General features: G+C 64.6%; 14 protein-coding genes. 8 read left to right on the forward strand and 6 right to left on the reverse strand.

The window, feature by feature from the left end:
- Positions 1-16 precede the first annotated feature (16 nt).
- Positions 17-742: a hypothetical protein gene (locus QX124_RS05735; protein ID WP_315796593.1), complete on the reverse strand. Its 726-nt coding sequence runs from the start codon at positions 740-742 to the stop codon at positions 17-19.
- A gap of 60 nt (positions 743-802) precedes the next feature.
- Here QX124_RS05735 and QX124_RS05740 point away from each other — a divergent pair, with 60 nt between their 5' ends.
- A complete protein-coding gene (locus QX124_RS05740; protein ID WP_409997660.1) occupies positions 803-2,353 on the forward strand; it encodes a flavin-containing monooxygenase in 1,551 nt (516 codons plus the stop codon).
- Positions 2,354-2,525: 172 nt separating this feature from the next.
- Here the strand turns inward: QX124_RS05740 and QX124_RS05745 are convergent, their stop codons facing one another.
- Positions 2,526-2,978 (reverse strand): MarR family winged helix-turn-helix transcriptional regulator, encoded by a 453-nt coding sequence (locus tag QX124_RS05745; RefSeq protein ID WP_315739133.1) that lies wholly within the window; start codon positions 2,976-2,978, stop codon positions 2,526-2,528.
- Between the two features lie 101 nt (positions 2,979-3,079).
- Here QX124_RS05745 and QX124_RS05750 point away from each other — a divergent pair, with 101 nt between their 5' ends.
- The 3 genes from QX124_RS05750 (at position 3,080) to QX124_RS05760 (ending at position 6,339) form a co-directional block, all read left to right on the forward strand.
- Complete coding sequence (locus QX124_RS05750) at positions 3,080-5,002, forward strand: FAD-binding monooxygenase (protein WP_315796594.1); 1,923 nt, start codon at positions 3,080-3,082, stop codon at positions 5,000-5,002.
- Between the two features lie 136 nt (positions 5,003-5,138).
- A complete protein-coding gene (locus QX124_RS05755) occupies positions 5,139-5,384 on the forward strand; it encodes a PilZ domain-containing protein (RefSeq protein WP_315712872.1) in 246 nt (81 codons plus the stop codon).
- Positions 5,385-5,469: 85 nt separating this feature from the next.
- Positions 5,470-6,339 (forward strand): tetratricopeptide repeat protein, encoded by an 870-nt coding sequence (locus tag QX124_RS05760; protein WP_315738962.1) that lies wholly within the window; start codon positions 5,470-5,472, stop codon positions 6,337-6,339.
- Positions 6,340-6,421: 82 nt separating this feature from the next.
- On the opposite strand, the gene QX124_RS05765 is transcribed toward QX124_RS05760, so the two are convergent.
- From QX124_RS05765 to cpaB, 4 genes are read right to left on the reverse strand one after another with little or no spacing between them, the layout of a single operon-like run.
- The gene (locus QX124_RS05765) at positions 6,422-7,690 is read right to left on the reverse strand and encodes a CpaE family protein (RefSeq protein WP_315738961.1); all 1,269 of its coding nucleotides are present in this window, start codon (positions 7,688-7,690) and stop codon (positions 6,422-6,424) included.
- Positions 7,687-8,424: a CpaD family pilus assembly protein gene (locus tag QX124_RS05770; RefSeq protein WP_315738959.1), complete on the reverse strand. Its 738-nt coding sequence runs from the start codon at positions 8,422-8,424 to the stop codon at positions 7,687-7,689. The genes QX124_RS05765 and QX124_RS05770 overlap by 4 nt, the downstream gene beginning before the upstream one ends.
- 33 nt (positions 8,425-8,457) lie before the next feature.
- A complete protein-coding gene (locus QX124_RS05775; protein WP_315796595.1) occupies positions 8,458-9,927 on the reverse strand; it encodes a type II and III secretion system protein family protein in 1,470 nt (489 codons plus the stop codon).
- A gap of 17 nt (positions 9,928-9,944) precedes the next feature.
- The gene (gene cpaB, locus QX124_RS05780; RefSeq protein WP_315738955.1) at positions 9,945-10,757 is read right to left on the reverse strand and encodes a Flp pilus assembly protein CpaB; all 813 of its coding nucleotides are present in this window, start codon (positions 10,755-10,757) and stop codon (positions 9,945-9,947) included.
- A gap of 671 nt (positions 10,758-11,428) precedes the next feature.
- On the opposite strand from cpaB, the gene QX124_RS05785 reads away from it, so the two are divergent.
- From QX124_RS05785 to QX124_RS05800, 4 genes are all read left to right on the forward strand, one after another.
- A complete protein-coding gene (locus tag QX124_RS05785) occupies positions 11,429-12,121 on the forward strand; it encodes a PilZ domain-containing protein (RefSeq protein WP_315796596.1) in 693 nt (230 codons plus the stop codon).
- A 176-nt stretch (positions 12,122-12,297) separates the two neighbouring features.
- Entirely contained in the window at positions 12,298-12,453 is a 156-nt protein-coding gene (locus QX124_RS05790; protein WP_315712861.1) for a hypothetical protein, read from the forward strand.
- Positions 12,454-12,676: 223 nt separating this feature from the next.
- On the forward strand, positions 12,677-13,606 hold the full coding sequence (locus tag QX124_RS05795; RefSeq protein ID WP_315796597.1) for an aspartyl/asparaginyl beta-hydroxylase domain-containing protein: 930 nt from the start codon (positions 12,677-12,679) through the stop codon (positions 13,604-13,606).
- Between the two features lie 712 nt (positions 13,607-14,318).
- Positions 14,319-15,539, forward strand: a complete 1,221-nt coding sequence (locus tag QX124_RS05800; protein WP_315796598.1) for a reverse transcriptase/maturase family protein — start codon at positions 14,319-14,321, stop codon at positions 15,537-15,539.
- Positions 15,540-16,041 lie beyond the last annotated feature (502 nt).

Consider the following 16,041-nt stretch of genomic DNA (forward strand, 5'->3'; position numbering starts at 1 on the left):
GCCGCAGCGCCGGGTCTCAGCGGCATGCCGCCACCGTGAACCACGGCATGCGAAACGCGCCATCGCCCAGGCGCAGGCACACGGTGTCGCCCGGCTGCAACCTTTCGTACAGCGCCTGCGCAACATGTGCATCGGTGGTTCTCGCGAACGGGCCCCACGGCTCGAGCGTCACCTGATGCGTGGCGAGCCGGCTATGGCCGAGATGCTTGGCGAGCACACGGCTGCGCAGCAGCGCCGGCGCCGAGCGGTCGAGTGCGGTGTTGAACTGACCAAGCGCCCCGAACGCATAGGCGGCGACGAAGAGAGCGGCGAGCAGCAGCCGCCAGCCGCGGCGGCGGAGCTGGGTTTCGAACCGCGCGGCGACGATGAGGAAAATGATCGCGACCGCGGTCGCGAAGGCCGTCAGCGGCAGCCAGTCGACGAGGTTGATGTCCGACAGCGTGCGCGCGGCGAGCGTGCCGGCCGCCACGATGCAACCGGTGCCGAGATTGGCGCCGTAGCCGGAGCCGAGGCCGATGCGGAACCGCCCGGGAAAGCGCAAGGTGAGGATGAGCGCCAGCAGCGGGATGACGGTGACGACCGCGATCAGCTGACCGGCCGGAAAGCTCGGGAAGAGCGACCAAGCTGCGAGCCCGATTGCGAACAGCGAAAAGCCCAGGGCGATGCGCTGCGACGGCGCGCCACTGCCGTCCCGGCTGTCGCTGTCGCCGGGTCTGTCGTCGCGCGGGTGGGGAGCGTTCATCACCAGATCCGTATCGAGGGTGTTTCCCGCTGATAGCGGAGGAGGGTTGACCGACGACGAATGCGCCGGCGATTTGACAGCGACGAGCCGGGTTGCGACTGTCCGCAGCCAGAGCAAGAAAGCCGCACCAGGAAACGCCAGGAACACCTCATGTCAACAGAGCATGTCGACGTGCTGATCGTCGGCGCCGGGCTGTCCGGCATCGCCGCCGCCTATCATCTGCAGCACAAGTGCCCGGGCAAGCACTTCGCGATCCTGGAGGGGCGAGGCGCGATCGGCGGCACATGGGACCTGTTCCGCTATCCCGGCATCCGCTCCGACAGCGACATGTACACGCTCGGCTATTCGTTCAAGCCGTGGACCGATCCGAAGGCGATCGCCGACGGGCCGCAGATCCTGAAATATGTCCAGGACACCGCGGCCGATAACGGCATCGACCGCCACATCCGCTTCAACCATCGGGTCCGGCGCGCGTCGTGGTCGAGCGCGGACGCACGCTGGACCGTCGAGGCCGAGCGCCGGACGGAGCAGGGCACGGTCGAGACCGTGCGGATGACCTGCGGCTTTCTGTTCATGTGCTCCGGCTACTACCGCTACGAGTCGGGCTATCTGCCGGACTTCAAGGGTATGGCCGATTTCAAGGGCCGCATCGTGCATCCGCAGGCCTGGCCTGAGGATCTCGACTATGCCGGCAAGCGCGTCGTCGTGATCGGCTCCGGCGCGACCGCGGTCACATTGGTGCCGGCGATGGCCAAGTCCGCCGCGCATGTGACGATGCTGCAGCGCTCACCGACCTATGTGGTGTCGCGCCCGGCGCAGGACGCGCTCGCCAACAAGCTGCGCCGGCATCTGCCCGCTGGTCTCGCCTATCACCTGATCCGCTGGCGCAACGTGCTGTTCGGGATGTACTTCTTCCAGCTCAGCCGGCGCAAGCCGCAGCGGGTCAAGCAGCTGATCCTGGGCGGGGTGCGCGCCGCGCTGGGTCCCGATTACGACGTCGCCACCCATTTCACGCCGCGCTACAACCCGTGGGACCAGCGGTTGTGCCTGGTGCCGGACGGCGACCTGTTCAAGACCATTCGCGAGCAGCGCGCCTCGGTGGTGACGGCCGGGATCGAGACCTTCACCGAGCGCGGCCTGCGCCTCGCCGACGGCCGCGAAATCGAGGCCGATATCGTGGTCACCGCGACCGGGCTGGTGCTGCAGGTGCTCGGCGGCATCGAGGTTGTCGTGGATGGCCGCACCGTCGATTTCGCGAAGACGCTCAACTACAAGGGCATGATGTATTCCGACGTGCCGAATCTGGCGGCGACGCTCGGCTACACCAACGCGTCTTGGACGCTGAAATGCGACCTCACTTGCGAATATGTCTGCCGGCTCCTGAACTACATGGACCGGCACGGCTATCGCCAATGCGTGCCGCACAATGACGATGCCAGCGTCACGCCGCTGCCGTCGTTGAGCTTCAGCTCCGGGTATGTGCAGCGCGCGGTTGCCGATCTGCCGAAGCAGGGCTCGAAGCGGCCGTGGCGGCTGTACCAGAACTACGCCCTCGACATCGTCTCGCTGCGCTTCGGCAAGGTCGACGACGGCGTGATGCGGTATTCGTGAGGGAAGGGGGGGCGTGCGGCGCTCACCTCTATGACGTCAGCTTGGGGCGGCTCTCTCCACATCGTCATGGCCGGGCTGATCCGGCCATCGATGTCGTTGGGCTTGGAAGAACGCGGATGCCCGGAACCGGTCCGGGGCATGACGGGTAAGCAACCAGCAGTTTGCTTGGCGCTTACCGCTCCGCCGCCCCCTCCCGCAGCGGCGCGCGGCTGAGTTCGTTGGCGGCCGCAATCGCCTTGCGCATGAGGCGCACCAGCTCGTTCGCCTCGGCCTCGCTGAGGCCGCGCACCATCAGCCGCTGCGCCGCCTCGACCGCCGGCGTGATCGCCTCCAGCGTCCTTCTCCCCTCATCGGTGATCAACAGCTCCCGTGACCGGCGGTCGCGCGCGCTCGCACGGCGGACGACGAGGCCCTTCTGTGCGAGCCGGTCGATCACGCCGGTGATCGTGGTGCGGTCATAGGCGATCAGGCCGGCGAGCGTGATCTGGTCGATGGCCGGGTTGGCCGCGATCGCGGCCAGCGCCGCGTATTGCACCGGCGTGAGGTCGAAGCCGGCCGCTTCAACCTCCGCCAGGAACACCGCCACGGCGATCTGCTGAAACCGGCGTGCCAGGTGCCCCGGCATGTCCCGCATCTCGGTCAATTCGAATCTCCTGTCACCAGCTTGACAAGCATACTGATGATCAGCATACTGATCAATAAGGAACAGCGAGGGAGGGTGGTCACGTGCAGTTTCATCTCAATGGCTTCCAGCCGGGCGATCCCGAGATCTTCGACGCGGCCGAACGTGTCGCGAGCGCCGGCGCGACCGGCCCGCTGCCGCCCGAGGCCGATGTCCTCATCGTCGGCTGTGGCCCCGCCGGGTTGAACCTCGCTGCCCAGCTTTCCGCTTTTCCGGACATCAGGACCTGCATCGTCGAGCAGAAGCCGGGCCGGCTGCTGCTCGGCCAGGCCGACGGCATCGCCTGCCGCACCATGGAGATGTTCCAGGCCTATGGTTTTGCCGAGAAAGTGCTGAGGGAAGCGTGCTGGATCAACGAGACCACGTTCTGGAAGCCGAGCGACCAAGACAGCAAGCATATCGCGCGCAGCGGTCGCGTGCAGGACGTCGAGGACGGCCTGTCTGAGATGCCGCATGTCGTGCTCAACCAGGCTCGGGTCCACGATTTCTTCTTGGACGTGATGCGCCGGTCGGCCGCGAAGCTCGAGCCGCATTACGCGCGGCGGCTGCGTGATCTGCGGATCGATCTGGCCGCAGGCGTCGACGCACACGGCGTGACCGTCAGCTTCGACCGCATCGACCCGGAGCATGAAGGCCAGGTGGAGACGGTGCGCGCGCGCTACGTCGTCGGCTGTGATGGCGCGCGCAGCGTCGTGCGCAAGGCGATCGGCCGCGAGCTGCACGGGGATTCCGCCAATCATGCCTGGGGCGTCATGGACGTGCTCGCCGTGACCGATTTTCCCGACATCCGCTTCAAGTCGCTGATCCAGTCCGCCAAGGACGGCAGCCTGCTGGTGATCCCGCGCGAGGGCGGCTATCTCGTCCGGCTCTATGTCGAGCTTGCCAAGCTCGAGGTCGGCGAGCGCGTGGCGGGGCGCAACATCACCGTCGACGAAGTGATCGCCAAGGCACGGCGCATTCTCGCGCCATATACGCTCGAGGTGAAGGAGGTCGCGTGGTGGTCGGTCTATGAGATCGGCCAGCGCATCACCGACAAGTTCGACGACGTGCCGGAGGCCGAGGTCGCAACGCGGCTGCCGCGCGTGTTTATCGCCGGCGACGCCTGCCACACCCACAGCCCGAAGGCGGGGCAGGGCATGAACGTGTCGATGCAGGACACGTTCAATCTCGGCTGGAAGCTCGCCGCCGTCCTGGGCAAGCGTTGCGCGCCGCAGCTCTTGCACAGCTATTCGGCGGAGCGGCGGGCCATCGCCCAGGAGCTGATCGATTTCGATCGCGAATGGGCAGGAATTCTTGCCTCTGCCGCCAAGCAGGGCGGCGCCGATGCGGCCAAGACCCAGGACTATTTCGTCCGTCACGGCCGCTACACGGCGGGCACCGCCACGCACTATCGACCCTCCGTTCTCACCGGCGACGACACCTTCCAGCCGCTCGCCGCCGGCTTCGTGATCGGCAAGCGCTTTCACTCGGCGCCCGTGATCCGGCTCGGCGATGCCAAGCCGGTGCAGCTCGGCCATGTCGTCCAGGCCGACGGCCGCTTCCGCATCTTTGCGTTCGCGGCGGCGGAGGATCCAGCCGCGCCGGAGTCCGCCATCCGCCGCCTGTGCAAATTCCTCAGCGAGGATTCGGCCTCACCCGTGCGCCGCCACACCCAAGCGGGCGCCGACATCGATTCCGTGATTGATCTGCGCGCCGTGTTCCAGCAGGGGCATCGCGAGCTCGCGCTCGAACACATGCCGGAGCTGCTGCTGCCGCGGAAGGGGCGTTACGGCCTCATCGACTACGAGAAGATGTTCTGTGCCGATCTGAAGAGCGGCCAGGACATCTTTGCGATGCGCGGCATCGATCGCGCGGCGGGCTGCATCGTGATCGTGCGGCCCGATCAGTATGTCGCCGACGTCCTGCCGCTCGACGGCGTCGGGAGACTGTCGGCGTATTTCGACGGCGTGCTGCTGCCGGTCCGCTGAGGCACGCCGATGGTAAACGAAACCCAAATCCGCCCCTCGGATTTCCGGCCTTTGCGCTAGTCAGATCCCAAGGTTTCCTTGCTACAAACGAGGTCTCCGGAATGGACGATTGAGTGGGTGAGACGTCGAAATGTTGATGTTGGCGAACCGTCGCAAGAGTGAACGTCGGCTGTGCAGGAGGATCGCGAAGATTCACTATGGCAACGGCAGCCTGCCGCGGGACTGCACGGTCACGGATATTTCCGACGGCGGCGTCAAGGTGATCGCCGAATTCGTCGAGATTCCCCCGCAGTTCACCATCGTCTTCGCGCCCGACCACCAGCGCAAGTGCCGGCTGGCCTGGCGCATCGGCTGCGAGTTCGGCGCCGAATTCATCGATTGAGGCGGGCCGGCCGCGCCCGCTTAACGGGACCTTAGGGTTAATCTGCCAGCGTGCAGATCATCTGGTCCCGAAGTAGTTCAGTTGCATGCGTACGCGGCCCCTTCGCTCTCTCCCTCTGCTCCGGCCGGCCGCGTTCGCGCTGTCGTTCACGGCCGTGCTGCTCGGTCTCGGCGCCTGCCAGACCACCGATCTCAGCGAGGTCACGGGGGCACTGGGCGGCAATCCCGAAAAGAGCCGCGCGGCCGCCGCCGACCCGCGCGCCGAGATCGATCAGCTCCGCGAGCGCTTCCGCGCCAATCCCAACGATCCCGAGGTGGCGCTGCGCTATGGCAGCGCCCTGCGCGGCACCGGCCAGCGCTCGCAGGCCGTCGCCGTGCTGGAGCAGGCGAGCATCGCCAGCCCCGGCAACAAGGCGCTGCTGGCGGCCTACGGCCGTGCGCTTGCCGACAACGGCAATTTCCAGCAGGCGTTCGACGTGCTCAGCCGCGCGCATTCGCCCGAGGATCCCGACTGGCGCATCCTGTCGGCGCAGGGCGCCACGCTCGACCAGATGGGGCGCAACGAGGAGGCCCGGCAATACTACATGACGGCGCTGAAGATCGCCCCTGACGATCCCTCGGTGCTGTCCAATCTCGGCCTGTCCTACGCGCTCTCCAACGAACTGCCCAAGGCCGAGGAGCAGTTGCGCAAGGCCAGCGCACATCCCGATGCCAGCCCGCGGGTCCGGACCAATCTCGCCGTCATCGTCGGGCTGCAGGGCCGGATGAGCGAGGCCGAGAGCATCGCGCGTTCAGGGCTGCCGCCGGAGCAGGCCAATGCCAGCGTCGCCTATGTGAAGCGCATCCTGGAGCGCCGCAAGATCGCGCAGCGCGAGCTGTCGCCGCGCCGCGACCGTCCGGTGGCCGGCGAGCCCGACAAGGCGCTGGCGCGGGCGCTCAGCCGGTCCGACGACTAGAGCATGATCCGGAAAAGTGGAAACCGGTTTTCCCTCGCGACAAACGCCAAAGGCGTTTGCGCGGAGATCATGATCTAAGGCGCTATTTCGCGCCGAGCAGTTTCGCGATTGGCGCCAGCAGCGATCCGCGCTGCGGCTTGTGGTCGATCCGTCCCGTGAGCCGGTTCGCGATGTCCTGGAACAGTTTTGGCGTGCGGCTCAGCCCCGATATCTCCGCGATCATCTGGCCGTTGTTGGCGGCGGTGCCGAACAGCTTGCAGTCGAACGGGATGATCGCGACCGGCTCGGCCTCGACGGTCTTGGCGAAGCGCTTCAGGTCGATCTCCGGCCGCTTGGGCATGCCGACCTGGTTCAGGCAATACAGCGGCGGCCGGTCGTTCGGGCGCGAGGCCTTGAGCACGCTCAGGAGATTCTTGGCGTTGCGCAGATTCGCCAGATCGGGCTCGGCGACCACGAGGATGTCGTCGGCATTGATCAGCGCATGCCGCGTCCAGGCCGACCATTGGTGCGGCACGTCGAGCACGATGCATTGCTGGGTCATGCGCAGGGTGTCGAAGATCGCGTCGAACGCATCGGCGCCGAAATCATAGACGCGGTCGAGCGTCGCGGGTGCGGCGAGCAGGTTGAGATTCTCGGTGCATTTGGCGAGCAGGCGCTCCATCAGCGCCGTATCCGGCCGGTCCGGCTGGAACACGGCGTTGGCGATGCCCTGCAGCGGATCCTGGTTGTAGTCCAGTCCCGCGGTGCCGAACGCCATGTCGAGATCGATGACGACGGAATCCAGCGTCAGGTCGCGCGCCATGCTCCAGGCGACGTTGTGGGCGACGGTGGAGGCGCCGACGCCGCCCTTGGCGCCGACCACGGCGATGATGCGGCCGGTGATGACGGCCTCCGAGGCCGAGAACAGGCTGCAGACCGAGCGGATCACGTCGATGGTCTCGACCGGGCCGATCACATAGTCGTTGACGCCGCGCCGGACCAGCTCGCGATAGGCGACGCCGTCGGACGGGCTGCCGATCAGCACCACGCGGGTGCCGGGATCGCAGACGCTGGCGAGGTCGTCGAGGCCGCCGAGAATGTCGCCGCCGGGCCTGGTCTCGATCAAGATGACGTTCGGCGTCGGCTGCGAGTGATAGGTCTCGATCGCGCGCGGCATGCCGCCCGCCTTGATCGTGATGTGGGCCTTGCCGAGTCTTCGGTCCTGGCTCGCCGCGAGGATCGCGGCCGAGGTCTGGTCGGTTTCGCAGAATGCCTGCACCGAGACGCGCGGCACCGGCGCGATGTGATCGTCGAGGGCCGGGCCGGTGGGGCCGGGCTGCTCATCCTGGCTCTGACGGGACGCGTTGATCATTTGCCTGTATCGCTGAGCTTGGCCTTGTCTGACTCCGGATACGCCACCGCCGTCGACTCGCCCTTGCGGTACTTCTCGAACAGCGCGGAGCGGCGCGGCGTGTAGGCGGCCATCTCCGAGCGCGGCTGCTCGAGATCGGCCGGGTTGTCGATCATCGCAGCGAGATTGCGCTGCGTGGCGCAGCCGAAATTCTGATAGTGCTGGTTGCTGCTGTAGCCGGGATTGTTGATGTTCGGCCCGAGATCGTCGGGCCACAGCCCGCAGGGGCCGGCAACGGCGGCGATCTTCGGATAGCTCAGCCGGATGACGGCGAGCTGCCGCGGATCGTCGGGCATGGTGTTGCGCATCGAGATCGCGTGCGAGGGAACGCCGCCGGCGGTCAGCACGGCGCGGATCTCGCGATAGGCGTCGGCCGCGGCGCGCGCATTCGACGTGCCTGCCGGCACCTCCGCCATGATCCCGCCGGTGCCTTCGCGCAGCCATGAGCGCGCGAGCCCCGCGACGTCCACGCGCTGCTGGTAGGTCAGGCCGCCGCGGCCGCTGCCGATGAAGACGACGGTCGACTGCCGGCCTTCCTCGATCGCGATCGGATGGCGGATCTTGTAGTCATCCGGGATCGTCGCGACGACCTCGCCGGTGGTGGTGTTGCAGGCGCCGAGCGTGAGCGCCAGCCCCGCGATGGCGCCGATCCGGCGCAGCGTGCGTCCGCCGTCTGGTGTGGATGTTGCCGACATGATCGTTCCCCCGTGCCCCGTCGTCCCGCAATCTCAGTCGATGATGAAGCCGAAGCCGGCCGGCTGCCCCGTGGCCGCGTCGACCCTGGCGGCGATGCCGTACAGCCGGTTCATGCGGCCGAGCAGCGCCGACTCCGAGTCGGTGGCCGGCGCGAAGCCGTCGTCCGGACGCGACAGCTCCTTCTGCGCCACGGCGCGCACGACATAGGGCGTCACCAGCACCATCAGCTCGGTCTCGTTGTTGACGTAGTCCTGGCTGCGGAACAGCTGGCCGAGCACCGGCAGCTGATTGAGCCCGGGCAGGCCGTTGATCGCCTGCTTGGTCTGGTTCTGGATCAGGCCGGCCATCGCCATCGAGCCGCCGGAGGGGATCTCGACCGTGGTCTCGGCGCGGCGGGTGCGGATCGCGGGGATCGTCACCGACGAGGTCGAGGCCGAGGTCAGCGCATACGACACCGTGATCGCATTGTCGTTCGACAGCTCCGACACCTCGGTCATCACCCGCAGGCTGATGCGTCCTTCGCTGAGCACGACCGGCGTGAAGTTGAGCGAGATGCCGAACTTCTTGTAGGTGATCGAGGTGCTGCAGACCCGCGTGGTCGGATCGCAGGAATAGCCGCCGGGAATCGGGAATTCGCCGCCGGCGATGAAGGTCGCGGATTCGCCGGAGATCGCGGTCAGATTGGGCTCGGCCAGCGTCTTGGTCACGCCCGCCGTCTCCATCGCGCGCATCGTCGCCGAGACCGACGACAAGCCGCCGCCGGTGGCGGAGAGGCCGTTGGTGCCGACCAGCGACCTGCCATAGGCGGTGAACGGGTTGGTGTTGTTGAAGTTCACGACCGCGGTGCCGTAGGTCATGCTGGCGCTGAGATCGATGCCGAGCTGCTTGACGATCTCGCGCCGGACCTCCGACACGTTGACCTTCAGCATCACCTGGTCGCGGCCGCGCACGACGATCGAGTTGACCACCTTGTCGGCACCGCCGACGAGGCGAGCGGCGATCTCGCTGGCCTGCTGCGCCTCGACCGGGCTCGACACCGATCCGGTCAGGATCACGCCCTCGCCGACGCCGTCGATCTTGACGCCGGGAATGCTCTGGCTCAGCGCCTGGCGCACGCCGTTGAGATCGCGCTTGATCGCGATGTCATAGGCCGCGACCTGCTGTCCCTCGCCGTCGAAGAACACGACGTTGGTCTGGCCGACCGCCGCGCCGATGATGTAGGCGCGCCGGGCCGAACGGACGACGGCGTTGGCGACCTTGGGATCGGCGACCAGCACGTCCTTGACGTCCTGCGGGAAGTCGACGACCACGGACTTGCCGATGCCGAGCGAGAGGAAGCGAACCTTCGACGACCCGACCGACACCACAGGCGTCTCCAGCCTGTCGTCAGCCGCCTTCACCGGCGTCAGCGCCGGATTGAGCGCGAGGCCGATCACGGCCGATGTCGATAGCGCGCGGACGATCCACGTTCCGAACTTTGCGCGTTGATGCCCACCCATCATCTTCCTCGTCCTTTCGGTCACTTCTGCGCCGTGAGCGAGCTCGTGATCCCATAGCGAATGATCTCGATGGCGCTGCCCCGTCGCGCCATCTGCTGCTGCTGCTGCGTCTCGGTCTTGTTGCCGTCGGCGGCGTTCACGTCGGCGATGCTGCGCAGCGCCAGCGCCAGCGAGCCGGCCTGTCGCGCGCGCGCCAGGGTCTCGGCCTGCTCGGGCTTGAGCTCGAGCGTCACCGTCTTGCCGACGACGGTGTTCTGGCCTTCCTTCTCCTTCGGCGCCTGGTCGATCGCGAGCACGCGGACGTTGGAGAGAATGATCTCGGAGCTGACGAAGTCGGCGGCACCGGGCTTGTCCGGATTCTTGTCGCGCTTCGACAGGATGACGTCGACGCGGTCGTTCGGCAGGATGAAGCCGCCGGCGCCGGTCTCGGGCGAGATCTCGGTGGAGATCGCGCGCATGCCTGCAGGCAGGATCGCCGCCATGAAGCCGGAGCCGTCCGCCTTCACCAGCTTCTGCTCGCGGATCGGCTCGCCGATCACGAACGGCGAGCGGGCGATGGTGCCGACCAGCTGATTGGCCGCCTCGGGACGGTCGCCGCGCCGGATGAAGATGTTGCTCGCAGCCTCGGGCCAGGTCTGCCAGATCAGGTCGCCGGGCTTGATCGCCTGACCGAGCCCGATGTCGTTCTTGGCGACCAGCACCTCGACCGTCGGCAATTGCACGACCGGCGCCGCCGGCGTCTGCCGCTGGCCGTCGGAATTGCTGACCAGATAGGCCGCAACGCCGCCCGCGCCGAGAGCGATGGTTAACACCACGATGCGTGCGGTCATCATACGCGTGACTACTTTGCTTACTCATACGCCTGGGGCGACGCGCGAGCCGACTGACAGCCGTCCCCCTCACTTACGACTAAGCGGCAATAGTATATGCGAAATTGAACAGCATAGGCGGCAGCCGCTGCCGTGCGGACCGATTGCGCAAGTGGTGAACAGGTTGTTAGCGAGCAAATAGCGAAACGACGCGAACGTGTTAGCTGTTTGCCGGCAGCGCGGTTGCTCGCGCTGATAGTTGCTCACCTGATTGAATGAAATTGTGAGTTGCAGCCGCGCCTCGGTGGCCGCGCGTTAGGATGAATCATTGACTAATCACGTTGAACGCGAACGCACGCTCATCGTGAGACGGTGTGCGTCGTGGCGCGATGGCGCCGCGGCTGATGCGATCAGCCGTTCGTGCCTGGGACGAACACGTGCCGCGCCCCACCGTAATCTGACGGGCCGGCATTTTCAGAAAGCGGAAACGGGTTGGACATACGATTCCGTTGAGCGGGATTTCCGTTTCGGATTCAGATTTCCTCAAGAATTTGCGCGCACGGTCCGGGGCATGGCGGCTTTGCCTATTTCGAGTTAGTTCGACCGAAAATGCACGCAGAAATTGTAACAGGCATATCGTGCCTCGGCGGGGGCCGGGCCATCGGGGACATCATGGGTTCGAGGGGAGACGTGCAATGTCGGTTGCTCGATTCCTGAAGCAGCGCGCGGTCAGGATTCAGACGGCCGGGTCCTACACGCTTCCGAACTGGTACTCCCCGGAAGGACGGCTGCGATCCTTCGCCTGCCGCACCACGCGGGTGTCGCCGTTTCGTGCGCTGCTCGAGGTGCCCGTGGTCGGCAAGGTCGGCGATCGTCTGACCTCGTATTTCCGCGATTTCGGCAAGTTCGAAGGCGAGATCAGCGACACCGTGCATGGCGGCTTCCTGCTCGAGCTGGAGATGACGCGCGCCGAGCGCGCCAAGCTCGCCGAGAAGCTGGTCTGGCTGGAGAAGAAGCAGAAGGATCCGTCGATCCGCGATTCCCGCCGGGAGGCGCGCTTCGTGCCGAACTCGCCGCATTCGGCGCTGACGCTCGCCGACGGCAGTTGCATCCCGTGCTTCGTGATCGATGCCTCGTTGTCGGGCGCCGCGGTCTCGGCGGAGATCCAGCCGGAAATCGGCACGCCGCTGGCGGTGGGCAGTTGCATCGGCCGCGTCATCAGGCATTTCAACGACGGCTTCGCCGTCCGCTTCGTCGACCAGTTGCCAGGCGCCAACGAGCTCGAGCGGCGGGTCATCACGCCGCCGGCGCGCCCGATGCGGCGGAATCTCGTGGTCCACGGCGATGACCGCCCGATCGAGGCGCCCGAGGACTTCTTCCTGGTGTGACGGCGGCGCTCCTGCGGTGTTCGACGGCGGCCGCTCCGGCCTGCGCGGTTTCGCGTATGGAGCGAAGGCAGGAATCGCGGCATGGGAACTGGCCGCCGTCCGCACGGTTAACGCGATGTTAATCGGCATCGTGACAGCTTGCGTTGCCGGGTGCATTGCCAGGAGGACCAGTCCCCATGGAGGCCCAGAAGACCGCGGTGGATGCCATCGTCGTCCTGACCGGCTGCGACCGCGACGCGGTGGCCGCTTTCATCCGCCGCATGTATCTGGCCGGCGTCCGGGACCCCAAGCGGCTGACCTTCAAAGGCTTGCAGGAGCTGACGCGGGCTTAGCGCGATCGCGTGCCGGGGCCGGCGGCTGTTGCAGCCGGGTCACGCCGCAGAACTTTCAACCCCCATTCCCGTTCACAACCCAGGTGCGAAGGGATGCGGCCGGCCGCGCTTGCGGCTAAATTGAGGCGCTTGGCCGGCATCAGAGCACCATCTGAATCCTCGCCCAGAAGGCGACACGGTTCTGCGCAACACGCTCTGAGCGGCCGGATCATGGGTCCCGGACATGCTCAGACAGCTCTTCGCGCCACAGCTCATCGGCCTCTACATCCTGATCGGGGCCACCCTCTACGTCCACTTCCGCGGCAAGCAGCGGCTGCGCTTCGCCCGCCAGCTCGGCGACCACTCGACCTATCTCGCCCCCTATAACGTGCTGATGTATGCGGGCTCGGCCGTGCCCAACACGCCGGTGATCCCGGTCGAGCGGTTTCCCGAGCTGAAGACGCTCACCGACAATTGGCAGGAGATCCGCGAGGAGGCGGTGCGGCTGTTCGACGAGGGCTTCATCCGCGCCGCCGCCGCCAACAACGACTGGGGCTTCTACTCGTTCTTCAAGAGCGGCTGGAAGCGCTTCTATCTGAAATGGTACGACGACTTCCTGCCGTCGGCGCGCACGCTGTGCCCGAAGACGGTCGAGCTGCTGAACGCCATCCCGAACGTCCACGGCGCGATGTTCGCGATGCTGCCGCCCGGCGGCAAGCTCGGCGCCCACCGCGATCCCTTCGCCGGCTCGCTGCGCTATCACCTCGGCCTCGTCACGCCGAACTCCGACAAGTGCCGCATCCTGGTCGACGGCGTGCCCTGCGTCTGGCGCGACGGCGAGGCCTTCATGTTCGACGAGACCTTCATCCACAGCGCCGAGAACGCCACCGACGTCAACCGCATCATCCTGTTCTGCGACGTCGAGCGCCCGATGAAGCTCGGCGTCATCGCCGCCATCAACCGCTGGGTCAGCCACCACATCGTCAAGGCCTCGGCGACGCAGAACGTCGAGGGCGAGCACGTCGGCGTGCTCAACAAGGTGTTCGGCAAGCTGTATGAGTTTCATCTGGCGACGCGCAAAGTGAAGGCGTGGAATCGGACGGTGTACTACGCCGCGAAGTACACGCTGACGGTGGCGATCGTGGGAGCGATCGTGGTGTCGGCGTTTCGGTGAGGGGGACAGAGTAGCGAGTAGGGCGGATTAGCGGAGCGCAATCCGCGGTCCTTCGTCACGAGACGCGGCGGATTGCCTTCGGCAAATCCGCCCTACGGGCTACCAAAACTCGTTAGCTAGAGAGTAGGCGGCATTTCGCGCAGCATTATCCGCGGTTGTCGCTCGTGTGGCAGACGGTAAGTTGCGCCTTCGACTGGCTCATCCTGCCAAGATTGGCCAATCGGTCTGTGCGTAGCGCGCATGAGAGGCGTGTCAACGCCCGTTGATCTACGGAAGAGGGGCGAATCAGGTCCGGGGCATCCCCAGCGAGCGATCAAAAATCAAGCCATAAATTTATTAGGTCAACTACATAAAGTTGGCCAGTACGAGTTGCGTCGCTCTTGCGGAAATCAAGCCGCCGCCCAATTAGAGGCGGCCCCCGGGATTGGCCGAAGGGCGCGGTCGTTGAACGTGTCAACTGGTTGCAAGATAAGCGCGACGCTGAGACTGATCAGCATCGGCCAATTGTCCTGCAGCGATGAGACTGCGAGCATCGCTCGTACCTCCACGACTATACTATATCGCCTTGTGTTCTGAGACCCGCGTTGGCAATGGACCGCTTACTGCAGTGGAAAGTGGCTGATGGATATAGGCGTGCGTTTGGGAGGCGTTCGACTTCTGTCGAGGCTCGGGGTCAGAGCTAGCCTCCCAAACTCTGCACATCGGAGGGGATGTGACGATCGAATGGTTCAGGCCGAGAGGTTATCGGCATTTCGATGCACCGGTCGGTGAGCGATTTGCCGAGAGGGTGTCAGATTCGGGTTTTGTAGAGCGCCATTCTTGGTTGCCGCTAATTCACTACCAAAAGCGGGTTAAGCGTTACAAGCCGAAGGAAGGTAAAACGGTCTTCAAGCAGAGACCCATTATGTATGCGTCACATAGGGATTCATGCATTCTATCAAAGTACGCTTGGGAATTGTCTTGCCGTTTAGATGCTTGCTACGAGCGCCACGGTTTGGGGCCAAACGTAATCGCCTATCGAAAGTTGGGAAAGTCGAACTATCATTTTTCTGCTGAGGCTCTTCGATTTGCAAAGAGTAAGCCGAGTTGCGTCATTTTGTGTTTTGATGTCAGCGGCTTCTTTGACAACCTGGATCATGGGATCCTAAAGCGAAGATTGAAGAGTGTCCTTGGAGCCGAGGAGCTCAGTCGAGACTGGTTTGCAGTATTCCGTCATGTGACTCGATTTAGTCTCATCGACAAGGCCACCCTTGCTGCGCATCCTCGATTCTCTTCGCGGCTTTCGGGCGGTGCCCGGGAGCCAATCGCCACGATTTCTGAGATTACGTCTCAAGGAATTCAGATAGTTGTGAATGAGAAAGGGTACGGAATTCCACAAGGCACGCCCATTAGTAGTGTGCTTTCGAATCTTTATATGCTGGAACTAGACAAGAAGATGGTTGAGGTATGCCGAAGGCGTGGAGCCCTCTATCAGAGATACTCGGATGACGTATTGATTATCTGCAATGGCAGTGACGAGCCGCAGCTCAAGTCGATGTTCTTTTCTCAGCTAAAGGAGCATCGGCTTAAGATCAACGAAGACAAGACGGAACGGGTTGTGTTTGACTCGCTTGGTTTGCGGGAGTTCCAATACCTGGGTTTTAACATTTCGGAAGAGGGTGCTGTGATCAGGCCCGGCTCACTGGCTAGGCAATGGCGCAAGGCGAAGCGCAGTATTGCCCGTACCAAACGAATTGGGGCAGCCGCCATCGCGGCTGGCGGTGCTTCCAAGATTTACACTAAGAAGCTCAGGAAACGCTTCTATCCAGTTGGAGCTCGAAATTTTTCGTCCTATGCTCGGCGTTCAGCCAAGGTATTCGAGAGCAAAAGGATGGTGAGGCAGGTCCTTCGTTTCGAAAGGATGGTCGATGGTGCGTTGCGAGAGCTGCATTAGCGGTAATTCTGTTCTTCGCGGCTTACCCAAAATCAAGCGCCCGCAATTTCAAAGTTCTGTCGAATTCTAAAAATCAAAATCTACTTGACAAATTCGGTAAATCAGCATTATTGTTCTCGCCATCCCGTTGCACGGTAGGGGACGGTTCGCGGTCGTCACGGACGTTGGCAGCGGGGTGCGGTGGACGCGGGCGGGCGGCGTGTGATGAGCACGGACGAACGTTTGCCTCGCGGACGGTGAAGGCGTGTGGTTCTGACACTCCGAAGCTAGTGTCCAGCGTAATGCGCGTCAGCGCATTGCGCGACATGGTGGCCAGAAAGCCCGGTGCACCAGGAAGAGCGCGCTATAGCCCGTTAAAACCATCGCGCGGGGAAGGCCGGGTGTTCTCGGCCAGACCTGTGGTGACTGCCGCCTGCTTTTTTTCTGCAGGCGGGCCACGGGCGGTGTGCCGAGTATGAACGACAGCTTGGAGGTGGAAGTCCTCTATCCAGCCTGATGGCGG

Source organism: Bradyrhizobium sp. SZCCHNRI3043 (genome assembly GCF_032377735.1).
GTDB lineage: Bacteria > Pseudomonadota > Alphaproteobacteria > Rhizobiales > Xanthobacteraceae > Bradyrhizobium.